Raw genomic sequence first — 13,723 nt, 5'->3', positions numbered from 1 at the left:
GTCCCCGCCCTCGCACACGGCTGTCCGGGCCCACATGGGTCCGTCTGCGTGTCCCTTCCATGACATTCCCCCTCCGGACAGGCTCCCCCGGAGCTCCGAGCGGACCGGATCGTGTCAGCCTGTAGCTGATCGGCCCAGCTGGGGGTTGCCATCCCCCGCCTGCCATGGGAGAGGATGGCGGCAACCGTACGAAGGGATATTCACGGTGAGCATCGACCCGTCCTCGATTCCGAATTTCGGGGGCCAGCCCGAACCGCAGGCGGCAGGACCGGAGGGCCCCGTCGTCCCTGACCAGGACCTCGTCAAGCAGCTCCTCGAGCAGATGGAGCTGAAGTACGTCGTCGACGACGAGGGCGACCTCGCGGCGCCGTGGGAAGAGTTCCGCACGTACTTCATGTTCCGTGGCGAGGACGAGCAGCAGGTCTTCTCGGTCCGTACGTTCTACGACCGCCCCCACGCCATGGACCAGCGCCCGGTCCTCCTCGACGCGATCGACGACTGGAACCGCCGCACGCTGTGGCCCAAGGTCTACACGCACGTCCACGAGGCCGAGGAGGGCGCCGAGGACACCGAGACCTCGGTCCGTCTGATCGGTGAGGCGCAGATGCTCATCGGTACGGGCGTCAGCCTGGAGCACTTCGTCTCGTCGACGGTCAGCTGGGTGCGGGCCTCGATCGAGTTCGACAAGTGGCTGCTGGAGCGTCTCGGCCTGGAGCCGGCCGAGAAGAAGACCGACGGCGACGACGCGGCGCCCAGCGCCTGATCCGGAGCGCCTGCGAACGACAGCCCGGCCGGGGCGACGGTCACCACGACCGCCGCCTCAGGCCGGGCTTCTGTCGCTCCACACGCCGGAAAGGCGAGCTCCGGCACGGTGGATTTCCCTGGAGTCATAGGCCCTTGAGCCGTGAAACGGCCTCGCGCAGGACGTCCTCGCGCTTGCAGAAGGCGAATCGGACCTTGCTGCGGCCGCCCTCCTGATCGTCGTAGAACACCGCATTGGGGATGGCGACGACCCCGCACCGCTCGGGCAGCGCGCGGCAGAAGGCGAAGCCGTCGGTCCCGCCGCCGAGCGGGCGGATATCGGTGGTGACGAAGTACGTCCCGGCCGGCCGGTACACCTCGAAACCGGCCTCCGCGAGCCCGCCGCTCAACAGATCCCGTTTGGCCCGCAGATCCGCGCGCAGCCCCTCGAAGTAGCTGTCGGGGAGGTTCAGCGCCTCGGCGACGGCGTACTGGAACGGGCCCGCGGAGACGTACGTCAGGAACTGCTTGGCCGAGCGGACCGCCGTCACCAGCCCGGGGCTAGCGGTCACCCAGGCCACTCCGTTTTCACGCACTCATTCTTATGCCGCGCAGCAGGTCCGCCTGGGCGCCTCCGGGACCGCCGGTGAGCTGGCCGCTGTGCGCGTCCCGTGATGCACGGTTCCGAGGCATCCGCGCTTTCCTGGTCGCCGCCCGTGGCGCTTCGGCTCCGAACAAACTCTGGACCGTCCTCATGAAGACGGAGCCGTGCGACCGCGGAACCTCTCCGGTCTCACAGCCGCACCGCCGGGTTCTCGGTGACGTGACACTGTCCGCCGTATCCTGACCGCACACGGGAAGGAGCCGTCCATGAGTGTCGACGCGATCGTGCACACCGAGTTCCCCGAGGGGTACACGGTCCTGTTCGGGGCCGACGGAAAGGTGATCATGACTCCGCAGAGCGAAGAGCACTCCAGCACCATCAGATCGATGCAGATCGACTCCGCTCTCGCCCTCGGCCGTCACGCGAAGGTCACTTCTGACGTCTACATCGATTTCCCCGCCGACGAGAACTCCGCCCCCGATCTGGCGATCCTTCGCGAGGACGCCCGCCGGGAGAGCAAGCGCTACAGCTTCGAAGACGTCCTGCTGATCTCTGAGGTCGTCTCGACCTCCTCCGCACGCAAGGACTACGACGACTGCACCGCGAAGTACGGCCGGTACGGCATCCCCGTCTACCTGGTCGTGGATCCCTACGCCCAGGAGGTCGTCCTCCACACCCAGCCGACCGCCACCGGTTACATCGCGGCGCACACCCACAAGTACGGCACGGGCAAGCTGCCCATCCCCCTGGCCGACGGTCGCACCTTCACCCTCGACCTCGACGAACTCCCGCGTCCTGAGCCCGAGGCGAACGTCCGCTGACGAAGGATTCCCGGTGCGGCCTTGCCGTCGGCACCGCCGTCGTCGGACGTGGTCGCACCCGACGGGCTCAAGCGCCGCAGTGCGCGCGGAATCGCCGAACTCCGACCGACCGTCGACGTTCTTGCCGACGAAGACGAGTGCTTCGAACGCGCCCAAGGCGGCGTGAGTTCAGGGCGCGAGGCGTCGAGGCCGGCTGGTGGCCTCGGCGAGAACGCCGTCTTTGTTGCAGAAGGCGAAGCGGACCTGAGTGCGTCCGACGGTGGGGTGGTCGCAGAAGACGGAGTTGGGGACGGTGACGACCCCGCAGCGCTCGGGGGAGTGCTCGGCAGAAGGCGTAAGCGTCCATCTCTCCGACGTCGGACGCCCAGGGCGGCGTGCGTGCTTCGAAAGAAGGGCGTCATGTCCCGAGAAGGGCGGTCAGGACGACGGCGGGATCGACGTCGGGTGGTCCGGCCGGCCACCAGGTGCCTTGATCCTTGGTGTACGGGTACCACAGTCCGTCGCGGCCCAGGCGCAGTTGGGCGTCGCGGCCCTCGACGGTCCAGCGGTTGCGCCAGGAGCGGAGCCGGGGTGGTTTGCCGTCGGTCCAGTCCGCGCGCAGCGCCTCGCGGTCGCGCTGCATGCGTGAGGTGGGTGGGTTCCAGGGGCTCTCCAGCACATCCAGGGATGCCGCGCCGCCGTGCCGCCACGCGCGGGTGGCGGCGGCGAGTTCGCGGGGGGTGCGGCCGCAGTCCGAGGAGATCCGGGCGAAGACCTCCAAGGTGGGGTGAGCGGCGGCGAAACGGACGGCGTCCTGCCACTCGGTGAGCGGGGCGGGTGGCGCGGTGTCGGCGTGACGGGCGCTGAGGGCTGCGGCGAGCAGGTGGTGGGCGCGTATCGCGGCGTCGGCGGCGAGCAGTTCGAGCGCAGCCGGGTCCATGCCGGGCTCTGGAACAGCCGAGGCCACCAGGGCCGGGCCGCGGCCTGGTCGCTCGGGTAGCGGCGGCGGGGCGGGCAGGGGCGGCAGTGCGGTGCGGGAGGTGAAGGCGGGTCCGGCGGGATCACCGCTGCGGGCCGGGGGTGTGGCGGGGCCCGTGCCTGCGGTTGCCGCGTACGCTGCGGCTTCGGTGGAGGCGCGGGCGGTGTTGCGGCGGCCGAGCTCGTCCATCAGCTCCCGCTCGCCGCGGCCCCGTAGGAGCAGCAGCACGAAGGGGTCGCGGTCCAGGAGCCGGGCGACCTGGTAGCAGAGGGCGGCGGCGTGTTTGCAGGGGTAGCCCCAGTCGGGGCAGCTGCACTCGGGGTTGAGGTCCCGGGGGCCGGGCAGCAGCGGGACGCCGGCGGCCGCGGCGTCGTCGGCGAGGCCGGCGGGCATCTCGGCGTCGAGCAGTGCGGCGATGTTCGCGGCCCGCTCGGCGATCACGTCGAGAAGTTGGTCCCACTGCCGGTCCGTCAGCTGCTCGACTCGGACCGTGGAGCGGTACGGGGTGCTGCGGCTGCCCTGTACCAGGGTGGCGGCTGAGCCAGGGACGATGGTGACCGGGCCGACCGCGCCGCCGCGCGCGTAGGTCCGGCCGCGCTGGAGGCGGCCGGAGTCCAAGGAGGACTCCTCCAGCGAGCGCAGCCATTCGCGGCCCCACCAGGACTCGGCGAAGGGCGCGCGACTGCCCTTTGCCGGAGGGAGTGTCTCAAAGGTGCGGGCGGCCGACTTGCCTGGCCGGCTACGCCTGGTCATCGTCCCGTCCTTCGCAGTGTGACCAGTTCGGCCAGTTCGCTGTCGCTCAGTTCACTGAACGCCGCCTCGCCCGAGCCCAGCACCGAGTCGGCCAGTTCCCGCTTCTGACGGAGCATCTCGGCGACCCTGTCCTCCACGGTCCCCTCGGCGATCAGCTTGTGCACCTGCACCGGCTGGGTCTGTCCGATCCGGTAGGCGCGATCGGTGGCCTGGTCCTCCACGGCCGGGTTCCACCAGCGGTCGTAGTGGATGACGTGTCCGGCCCGGGTCAGGTTCAGACCGGTGCCGGCGGCTTTGAGGGACAGCAGGAACACCTTCTTCTCCCCGCCCTGGAAGGCGTCGACCATCTCCTCCCGGCGTTTGACGGTGGTGCCTCCGTGCAGGAACAGGGTGTCCACGCCGCGGTCGGCCAGGTGGCGCTCGATCAGAGCGCCCATGGCCACGTACTGGGTGAAGACCAGGGCCGACCCGTCCTCGGCCAGGACGGTGTCCAGGAGTTCGTCCAGCAGTTCCAGCTTCCCCGAGCGGCCGGGGAGCTTGGCGCCCGCGGGTTCCTTCAGGAACTGCGCGGGGTGGTTGCAGACCTGCTTCAGGCCGGTGAGCAGCTTCATCACCAGGCCGCGCCGGGCGATGCCCTGCTTCTCCTCGATCTCGGCCATGAGCTCGCGTACCAGCGCCTCGTACAGCGAGACCTGTTCCTTCGTCAGTGACACCGGCTGGTCGGTCTCGGTCTTGGGCGGCAGTTCGGGAGCGATGCCGGGGTCGGACTTGCGCCGGCGCAGCAAAAAGGGGCGGACCAGCGCGGCCAGATGCCGGGCGGCCTGTTCGTCGCGTTCGCCTTCGACGGCCATGGCGTAGCGGTGACGGAAGGAGGTGAGCGTGCCGAGCAGGCCGGGGGTGGTCCAGTCGAGCAGTGCCCACAGTTCGGACAAGTTGTTCTCGACCGGGGTGCCGGTCAGCGCGACGCGCCCCCGCGAGGGGATCCCGCGCAACGCCTGGGCGGTCTGCGCGTGCGGGTTCTTGACATGCTGGGCCTCGTCGGCGACGAGCAGTCCCCAGGGCTGTTCGGCGAGGCGTCCGGCGTCACGGCGCATGGTCCCGTAGGTGGTCAGTACGAAGCCGCCGCCCGCTCCGCCGTCGAGACAGGACAGGTCGCGGCCTGGGCCGTGGAAGCGGCGTACCGGGGTGGTCGGTGCGAAGCGCTGGATCTCGCGCTCCCAGTTGCCGAGCAGCGAGGCGGGGCAGACCACCAGGGTCGGGCCGGCGGTGGCTTCCCGTTCCTGGCGACGCAGGTGGAGTGCGATCAGGGTGACGGTCTTGCCCAGGCCCATGTCGTCGGCGAGGCAGCCGCCCAGGCCGAGCGAGGTCATCCGGTGCAGCCAGTTCAGGCCGCGCAGCTGGTAGTCGCGCAGGGTCGCGACAAGGGCTTTCGGCGGCCCCTGGGGCTCACGCGCGGCGCGCGCCTCGGGGTCGGCGATCCGGGAGCGCAGCTCCTCCAGTACACCGACCGCGGTGACCGCCACCTGTTCGCCGTCCACCTCGACGCTGCCGGTCAGCGCGGCGCTCAGGGCTTCGATCGCGGTGAGCGAGGTCGTCCTGGACTGCGCGGCCCGTCGCAGGCGGCGGACCAGCTCCGGGTCCACGACCACCCACTGGTCGCGCAGCCGCACGATCGGCCGGTGCGCCTGGACCAGCCGTTCCAGCTCGTCCTCCGTGAGTTCCTGGTCTCCGAGCGCGACCCGCCAGCGGAAGTTCAGCAGGCCGCCGGAGGACAGGAAGGACTCGGCCGAGGACTGCGTCCCCTTGCGGCGTACGGGTTCGAGGACGCCGGAGGCGGTCAGCTCGCGTACCAGCTCCTTGGGCCAGTGCACGGGGACTCCGGCGGCGGCAAGGCTTTCCGCCGCGTCGCCCAGCAGCGCCTGGGCCTCCTCGTCGGACAGCTCCAGGCCGGCCGGGGCGGCGGAGTCCAGCAGCCGTCCGGCCGGGGACCATGCGCGCGCGGCCCGCCGCAGCGTCAGCAGCGTGTCCACCTGAGCCCGTGGACCGAACAGTTCGGGAGCGGTGACCTTCCCGGACCAGAGGTCCGCGGCGTCGGCGAGCACGGTGGGATCAGCCAGGCTGCGCAGTTGGACCACGGCCCGGAAGGAGTCCGCGCGGCCCAGTTCCAGCCGCAGCGACACCGCCAGACCCGTGTCGCGGCCGGCGGCGACCTCCGCCGCCCAGCCCCGTTGCTCGGGCACGGACTGCGGAGCGTGCGCCGCGAACGCCGATCCGCCGGTCACCTGGCGGGCGGCGGGAGGGCGGGCGAGGGAGTCGGCCACGGCGTCGAGGAAGGCCCGCAGCAGCGGCTCGGCCGCCGGAAGCGTGAGGGGGGAGAGCCCGGGAACCGCGACCGCGCGGGCCTCGGCGGGCATGACGGCTGCCAGGGAGCTCAGCCGCTCGTGGTCCTCGGCGTCCAGCGGGCCTACCCGCCACGCGTCGAATCCTTCCGGCGACACCCCGGGCAGCATCCGGCCCCGGGCGAGCAGACGCAGACCGAGCAGGGCCGCCGTGCCCCAGAACGCGGTACCGGCCGACGCCCGACCGCTGCCGCCGGTGCCGAGTGCCCGGCAGCGAGTCAGCAGCGGCAGCGCCTGCTCCACGGGCAGCAGCACGGCGACCACCCGCGCCCGGCGCACGGACGAACCGTGCGGGCGAACCACGGTGAGCTCCTCGGGTTCCGCCCCGACGCCCGGCGGCTCACCCCCGGGCGTCCAGAACGCCATCCGTCCCATCCGGGGCGGATCCGCGGGAAGGAACACCGCCTCGCCTGCGGCGAGTTCCGGCATCCGGGCGAACAGTTGCTCCTGATTCGGAGCCGTCGGCTCTGGCGTGGCCGACCCGCCGGATCCGTCCGTGCGGGCGGCAGCGAACTCTGCCGACGGGTAAACCTTCGCCACTGCGCCCACTCCTGGCACACACTCCTACAACTGTTCGGGAGGGTGCGGGTCGCTCGCGAGCCCTCGGCGGGTCAAGGTTATCCGCACAGGCGGACAGGATGTGTCAAGAAGGGCTTCGCCCACTCGGCGCAGTGCGGGAAGATGGCACCGGTACCTGCCACGGAAGGCCGTGACGCATATGCGGTCGCAGCCTCTTACCGGTGCCGGAATCCGTCTCTCCACTTCAAGGGAACCCTTCGCTGTGACCGCCGAGTCCGTTCCGACCTACCAGTTGAAGATCGCCCTGCGAGACACCAGCCCGCCGATCTGGCGCCGGGTCACCCTGCCCGCCGACACCTCGCTCGGCTGCCTGCACGACATCATCCAAGTGTGCTTCGGCTGGGGCGACTCGCACCTGCATTCCTTCACCGAACCAGGGTCGGGCCGCCAGTTCGTCGACTTTGACGCACCGTTGGACCGAGATCCTTTCCGCGACACCGACGAAGAGTCCGTGACCGTGGCCGAGGTACTGCCCTACGAAGGCGGTCGGCTGGAGTACACCTACGACTTCGGCGACGACTGGCGGCACCAGATCACCCTGGAGAAGACCCTCCCCACGTCCACCCCCGACCGGCGCGTCCGCTGCACCGGTGGACGCCGCGCCATGCCCTACGCCGAGGACACCGGAGGCGCCTGGGGGCTGCAGGCCGTACTCGACGCCGTCGCGGACCGCGGCGCACCGGCCCCCGAGCCGTGGACCGACCTGGTCGAAACCCTGCGTGAGGAGGGGTTCGACCCCGCCTGTTTCGACTGCGACGCCCTGGACCAGGAACTGGCCGGACTGGACCCGCAGCCGCCCACGGCCGCCCGGGCCGCGGCCAAAGCCGCCCCCGGCGGGCGGCGCTGCTCCTGCGGCGAGTTCCACGACGACGAGGACCTGGACGCGGAGTCCGTCCCCGTGCGCCCCGTCTCCCTGGCACCGCGCGCGGAGCTCGCCGCGGCCGCCCGGCAGGTGCCGCTGATCACCTCCGCGCTCCGCCTGGCCCACTGGTGCCAGGGCGGACGAGTCGTCACGTCCCGGGACGTGCTCAAGCCCGCACTGGGCCGCCAGGCCGTCCAGGAACTGCAACTGTGGACCCAGGACGACGAGCTGAGCGCACTCCGGCCCGCGGAGCGCGACAAGCGGCTGGCCCGCCTGCGCAGCTCCGGCGACCTGCCCTGCCTGGACGGCCCCTGGCAGCTCGCCCTGGACGGGGACCTGGTGGAGATCAGCGCAGGCACCGCCCGTCCGGGTACTGACCTGCCTGCCACCGTGGGAGACGAGGGAGTACTGGAGGTCTGGTGCCAGGCACTCGAGGACGAACTCGACGCCCTGAACGACCTCGGGAACCTCGGCCTGCCTCCGGTGCTGCTGGCCGCGCTGGGCATGCAGGACGAGGACGGCGACGGCTTGGCAGCGGTGGTGCTGCGGGCGCTGTACGAGGTTCCCGACGGCGAATGGCTGGACACGGCGCTGCTCGTCGGTGCACTCCGCGAGGGCCTCCCCAAGCAGGAGGCACGACTGGTCGAACTGCTCTTCCTGCAGATCCTCGACCAAGCGGCCCTGCTCCTCGCCGAGTACCAGGCAGCGGAGGTCGAGCCAGGCCCGGAGACGAGCCGGGAGCGCGACCACATCCTCCTCGACATCCTCGGCATCGAGGGGAGCGCCGAAAACAGCGACGACGCTCCCCTGCTCGGGACGCGGCTCAGGCTCACCCCGCTGGGACGCCACGGACTGCGCGAGTACCTTCTCGCCGAGGGAGTCCACGCTCCGCTCATCGGCGAACTGGCCGACGTCGACGCCCCGACACTGCTCGACGCCCTGCTCGACTACGACCAGGACGCCGCCCAGGCCGAGATCACCGGATGGATCAGCCATCGGGGCCAGGGCCCAGCCGCAGTCCAGCTCATCGATGCCTGCGCCGGGTTGGAGGCTGACGCGGCCCTCCGCCGCCTGGCCGCCGCACCAGTACTGGCAGAGCTCGACGAACCCAGAGCGCTCGCGGTCCTGCGCAAAGCCGCAGCATCCCAGGTCCCTGGCTGCGCCGAGACTGCGGCGATCGCGCTGATCGGCCGTGGTGAGATTTCCGAGGGACACGGTCGGGAACTCCAGCTGTGGGGGCTCGTCGATCATCTGTGGGGTCCGCTCGGCGTAGCCGACGAGGCACTCGCCGCGTTCCTGGACCAGGAGGAGGACTCGGTGCTCCCACTCCTGGAGCAGGCCGCCGACGATCTGTGGCGCTGCGACCACCCCGCCACCCGGGCCGTCCTGGAAGCGGCAGGGCGACACCTGCGGGCTCGGGACAAGACACTGGCCAAGCGCCTGCGTAGGTCCGAAACTAAAGTCGGATCCCAGCGCCGACGTTGAAGTCGGACATACGGCGAAGGCGACGGAGCAAGTTAGTCCAGGTTCTCCGGGAGAGTATCGGGAAACCGGGAGACGATCACGAAAAGAAGCCCCGAGACCGACGTGCCAGACCAGCACCCGCCAGTGCCTTGGCGCCGTTGTTTGCGATTCTCGCAAGTCAAGGGAAGGTCCTTGCCTCATTCGTGACGACGGGGGCCGTGAGTTCAGCACGCCAGGCGTTGCAGGCGGCCGACGGCCTCGTGGAGGACGTCGTCCCGTTTGCAGAAAGTGAAGCGGATCTGGCTGCGGCCGGCGTCGGGGTTGTCGTAGAAGACGGAGTTGGGGATGGCGACGACGCCGCAGCGTTCGGGGAGGGCGCGGCAGAAGGCGTAGGCGTCCTTCTCGCCGAAGGGAGTGATGTCGGTGGTGATGAAGTACGTGCCCTGGGGCTGGTAGACCTCGAACCCGGCCGCGCGCAGGCCGTCGCCGAGCAGGTCGCGCTTGCGTCGTAGGTCGGCGCGGAAGCTGTCGAAGTACGCGTCCGGCAGTCGGAGGGCTTCGGCGATCGCGTACTGGAAGGGGCCCGAGCTGACGTAGGTCAGGTACTGCTTGGCGGTCCGGACCGCTGAGACGAGCGGGCCGTTCGCCGTGACCCAGCCAACCTTCCATCCGGTGAACGAGAAGGTCTTGCCGGCGGATGAGATGGAGACGGTTCGCTCGCGCATGCCGGGCAAGGCCGCGATGGGGCGATGCGTGCCCTCGTAGACAAGGTGCTCGTACACCTCGTCGGTAACAACGAGCAGGTCGTGCTCGACGGCGAGTGCGGCGATGGCGTCCTGCTCTTCGGTGGAGAGAACCATCCCGGTCGGGTTGTGCGGGGTGTTGAGGAGCAGGAGGCGGGTCTGCGGAGTGATCTTGGCCCGCAGCTCGTCCAGGTCCGGGCGGAAGGACGGGGCACGCAGGGTGAGCGGCACGCGCTTTGCCCCGGCCATGGCGATACAGGCGGCGTAGGAGTCATAGAAGGGTTCGAAGGCGATCACCTCGTCGCCCGGCTCCAGGAGCGCCAGCAGGGTGGCGGCGATGGCCTCGGTGGCGCCGGCGGTGACCAGGACCTCGGTGTCGGGGTCGAAGGGCAGATCGTAGAAGCGCTGCTGGTGCTCGGAGATCGCGGCGCGCAGTTCCGGAACCCCCGGGCCGGGCGGGTACTGGTTTCCCTTGCCCTCCCGCAAGGCGCGGACCGCGGCTTCGCGGATCTCGTCGGGGCCGTCGGTGTCGGGGAAGCCCTGGCCCAGGTTGATCGCGCCCGTCGCGGTGGCCAGTGCCGACATCTCCGCGAAGATCGTTGTCCCGAGTCCATCCAGCCTTCGGTTCAGCAGTGGCCTGGTGTTCATGTCTCCACCGTTCTCACTCGGGTACCCGTCGAGTCTCTGGGGGACCATCCTGACCCATGGCCGCTCTTGCCCCCGCGTGGTGCGGGGACCGCAGTGGGGTGAGGAGTGCGAGCGCCCTCTTCTCCCGGCTGTGCTGTCGGCTCCCTGAGGACACCGGCCTTTGCCGAGATATCGCGCAGGAGCGCGTCCCGCAGGTTGTGCAACGTAGCGATTTTGGAGACAAGGAGCCGTGCCGTGGCGTGCAGGGGCTCGGCCATCCTGTGGAAGGCGGTGCGCGTGAACTGGTCTGGCCAGGTGACTTTCAGGCGCTTGAGGGCGAGGGCGGAGATCTCCCGAGCGTTCCGCCCCTGCGCAGTCTGCATGATCTCGCCGCTCCTGCTTCTGAGTTCGTGAAGCAGCCACCAACTGTCCGTGTCCTCGGTGGGGCGCACCGCCACGACGCTTCTGAGTGCTGTCGCCGGGCGGCGCGTCACCGCGATGTGCGTGCCGTCGGGACGGGTGCTGAGCATGAAGGTGCCGGAAGGATGCGCCTGGACGGCGTCCGCTGGGCTTCGGAGGCGAAACCGCTCCAGGTGGGGCACGGGGAGGTCGAAGAGGTCGCGCGGAGCGATTGCGTCGACGGCGGGTCCTGTCGGCAAAGGAGGGAGCGAGCTTTCGGAACCCTTACCCGTCTTCATTTTGGCGACCTCGGCGAGTACCCGTGATTCCCAGGACGGTTCCGCCGACGCCCAGTCGTCGTGGAGGGCGTCGGCCAGGTCAACAGCCTGTCGGGCGCTCTTCTCGTAGAGGGAGGCCATCTCCTCGATGAGGCCGAAGGCCCGATCGTATGCAGCGACGACGTCCGACGGGGGCAGCGGAAACAGCATGCGGCGGAGGGTGTCGAGGCTGATGGTGGGCTCGACGTGTGCCGTCACGTCCTCGTCGATCCGTGCCTTCGCCGTGGACGTTTGCAGCCAGATGCGCAGCCACCGCACGATGTGCGGCTCAGCGCGGATGATGCCGATCGACCTGTGCGCCGGCCATCCTGCGTGCTCGGAGGTGACCAGCGCGGACTCACCCACCCGCCTGACGAGAACGACGGCCAAGTCGCCCTGTCGGAGGGCGCGGGTGGCCGGAGGGCCGCCCGATACGTACTCATTCATGCGGGGTGAGAGGATCCTGCCGTGCCGGACGAACTCGGAGCCGACCACTCCTGGCGCTTGATCGGATGCCTTATCGTCGACGGCGCCGCAGGTCGTGTAGATATCCCTGCGGACTTGCTCGATCGCGATGGAGGTGGTCGGCCAAGCCGATGTACCCGAGTCGGCCTGGTTGGTGTCGGCTTCCATCAGATCTCCTCCAAGACATCCAGCAACCGCAGTTCCAGATCACGCATCCGGTCGAAGGAATCAGCCAATTCGAGCTTGAGCTCGTCGATCCGGCTTCGTGTGTCGCGTTCGGGGCTGGGAGGATCCACGGCGTACGAGGTTGGCATCAAGCTATGCCCGTGGCCGGCGATCTCCTCGGTAGAGCAGCTTCGGGACCAGCCGGTCTCGTCTTTGTACGGTGTGGCCGCGACGCCGTGTTCGGAGAGGCCACGCCAGGCTGCGAGGGTCTCCAGAATCAGTGCCGCGTTCATCTCGCCCAGCCTGCGCGCTCTTGAGTCCGGGATCTGCTCGAAGGCTCGCCGCGCGTTGATGAAGAGCACCTGACGGTGGCGGTCCTGGATGCCCCAGCCGGGACGCGCGCTCTTGTCCTTGTTCAGCACCCAGAGGCAGGCCGTGGTCTGGGTGTGACCGAACACGCGGGGCGGAAGGGCGATCACGCACTCGACGAGATCGTCTCGCAGAAGGCGCTCGCGGAGCCTTCGGGTGATGGGCTGGCGGGTGTTGGCCACGGTGTCGGCCATCAGGAAGACGGCGCGTCCGGCCGGAGCCAGCGCGTGCGCGATGTGCTGAATCCACGCCGAGTTGGCGGATCCTCGGGACGGCGGTTCCTCTGGCCACCGGGGATCGGCAGGGACCCGGGAAGCCGGCCGGCGGGTGCTCTGCTCCGTCCTGTCCTCCGGTGCCCAGTCGCGCTGGTTGAAGGGGAGGTTGGCCAGGATGATGTCGTGGGGCTCGCGTTCGGGCTCCGCGAGGCTGTCCCCGGGCGGGGAGACGTCGGCGTTGATCCCCCGCACGGCGAAGTTCATACGAGCCACCTGCGAGGTGTAGGCGTGTTGCTCCCTCCCCTGCAACGACATGGCCAGGTCTGCCTCGACGCGGTCGTGGACGTAGCGGTAACTCTCGACGAGCAGGCCCCCTGAACCGCAGACGGGGTCCAGCACTCTGTGCCTGTCGCGGGGCACGGCTGCGCCGACCATGAGACGCGCCATGTCAACGGGCGTGAAGTAGTGGCTGCCGCCTGCCTGGTCCGCAGAGAGGTCCCGTAGGCACTGGTCGAGCAGGGGGCCGACCCGCTGGGTGGATCCAATGGCCTGGATGAGAGCGTGCAGGTGTTCATCGGAACGAGGGGGCGGAATGGGCATCAGGCTCCTCGTGCCCGCGTCGATGCCCTGAGCGTCGGTTGTGGGGAGCCAGTGGGCCAGGCACTTGCTCACGGCAGCGCGGATTCCCGAACCGCCCGCTGCCGGCTGACCCAGCAACCACGACCATGTCGGTACGCCGGTGCCGGGAGCGGCGCGCGCCTTCCGGCTCAGGAACAGCAGCCCGAGGACCAGGCGAGTCGCGTCGTGGGCGTTCATCAGCCGCGAGAGGTGCTTGCGGTGTACCTCCACCTTCAGGAGCACCTCGTCGAGGGAGAGGAGATCCTCGGCCTGCACGCGCCTTCGAAGGGCACCTGTATCGCTCATGAGCCCACCACCCCCAGGGCGTCCATGACCACGATAAGGAGCGTCAGGGAGCCGGCGAAGGTGAATGCTCCTGCCTTGAGGGCCGTCGTGGGACGTCCTCCCTCGACAACGGTCACGAAGCTGCCGGCAAGCGCGACGACAAGCGCCGCGAGGACCGCGATGATCACGTACATCAGCGTCTGCTGCACGTGGTTCCTCTCTGAGGTCGGGGGGATCTCCAAGTGGGCGAGTGAGCCGCGTGATCCCCGGCTTCAGGTAGGACAGTAGAAGACGTACGCCACGCGCCCATGGGTGCACGCGGTTTGGGATTTCCTAAGG

The 13,723-nt window shown here is 69.7% G+C and carries 9 protein-coding genes and 2 pseudogenes; 3 read left to right on the top strand and 8 right to left on the bottom strand.

The features are described from left to right. The first annotated feature begins 205 nt into the window (after positions 1 to 205). Positions 206 to 763 carry a YbjN domain-containing protein gene (locus OHA03_RS12535; protein ID WP_030929311.1) on the top strand — a complete coding sequence of 186 codons (558 nt, stop codon included), beginning with the start codon at positions 206 to 208 and terminating at the stop codon, positions 761 to 763. Positions 764 to 887: 124 nt separating this feature from the next. On the opposite strand, the pseudogene OHA03_RS12530 reads toward OHA03_RS12535, so the two are convergent. Next, a pseudogene (locus OHA03_RS12530) lies at positions 888 to 1,316 on the bottom strand (aminotransferase class I/II-fold pyridoxal phosphate-dependent enzyme); the annotation flags it as partial. Between the two features lie 295 nt (positions 1,317 to 1,611). Between OHA03_RS12530 and OHA03_RS12525 the strand changes: the two are divergent. Beyond that, on the top strand, positions 1,612 to 2,166 hold the full coding sequence (locus tag OHA03_RS12525) for a Uma2 family endonuclease (RefSeq protein WP_267003690.1): 555 nt from the start codon (positions 1,612 to 1,614) through the stop codon (positions 2,164 to 2,166). A gap of 168 nt (positions 2,167 to 2,334) precedes the next feature. On the opposite strand, the pseudogene OHA03_RS12520 reads toward OHA03_RS12525, so the two are convergent. The 3 genes and pseudogenes from OHA03_RS12520 to OHA03_RS12510 form a co-directional block, all read right to left on the bottom strand. Further along, a pseudogene (locus OHA03_RS12520) lies at positions 2,335 to 2,527 on the bottom strand (aminotransferase); the annotation flags it as partial. Positions 2,528 to 2,563: 36 nt separating this feature from the next. Then, positions 2,564 to 3,877: an SWIM zinc finger family protein gene (locus OHA03_RS12515; protein WP_267003688.1), complete on the bottom strand. Its 1,314-nt coding sequence runs from the start codon at positions 3,875 to 3,877 to the stop codon at positions 2,564 to 2,566. Further along, positions 3,874 to 6,705 (bottom strand): DEAD/DEAH box helicase, encoded by a 2,832-nt coding sequence (locus OHA03_RS12510; protein ID WP_267008028.1) that lies wholly within the window; start codon positions 6,703 to 6,705, stop codon positions 3,874 to 3,876. Before OHA03_RS12510 ends, OHA03_RS12515 begins: the two co-directional genes overlap by 4 nt. A 352-nt stretch (positions 6,706 to 7,057) precedes the next feature. Here OHA03_RS12510 and OHA03_RS12505 point away from each other — a divergent pair, with 352 nt between their 5' ends. Next, positions 7,058 to 9,202 (top strand): plasmid pRiA4b ORF-3 family protein, encoded by a 2,145-nt coding sequence (locus OHA03_RS12505; RefSeq protein WP_267003686.1) that lies wholly within the window; start codon positions 7,058 to 7,060, stop codon positions 9,200 to 9,202. 203 nt (positions 9,203 to 9,405) lie between these two features. Here OHA03_RS12505 and OHA03_RS12500 read toward each other — a convergent pair whose 3' ends face one another. From OHA03_RS12500 to OHA03_RS12485, 4 genes are all read right to left on the bottom strand, one after another. Next, complete coding sequence (locus tag OHA03_RS12500; RefSeq protein ID WP_267003684.1) at positions 9,406 to 10,572, bottom strand: pyridoxal phosphate-dependent aminotransferase; 1,167 nt, start codon at positions 10,570 to 10,572, stop codon at positions 9,406 to 9,408. Continuing rightward, positions 10,569 to 11,486 (bottom strand): hypothetical protein, encoded by a 918-nt coding sequence (locus OHA03_RS12495; RefSeq protein WP_267003682.1) that lies wholly within the window; start codon positions 11,484 to 11,486, stop codon positions 10,569 to 10,571. Before OHA03_RS12495 ends, OHA03_RS12500 begins: the two co-directional genes overlap by 4 nt. 413 nt (positions 11,487 to 11,899) lie before the next feature. After that, complete coding sequence (locus OHA03_RS12490; protein ID WP_267003680.1) at positions 11,900 to 13,405, bottom strand: N-6 DNA methylase; 1,506 nt, start codon at positions 13,403 to 13,405, stop codon at positions 11,900 to 11,902. Then, on the bottom strand, positions 13,402 to 13,593 hold the full coding sequence (locus OHA03_RS12485; protein WP_023418495.1) for a hypothetical protein: 192 nt from the start codon (positions 13,591 to 13,593) through the stop codon (positions 13,402 to 13,404). Before OHA03_RS12485 ends, OHA03_RS12490 begins: the two co-directional genes overlap by 4 nt. Positions 13,594 to 13,723: the final 130 nt, after the last annotated feature.

Source organism: Streptomyces sp. NBC_00154 (assembly GCF_026342835.1).
In the GTDB taxonomy this organism is placed as follows: domain Bacteria; phylum Actinomycetota; class Actinomycetes; order Streptomycetales; family Streptomycetaceae; genus Streptomyces.
This window is presented reverse-complemented; position numbering and strand designations above follow the sequence as displayed.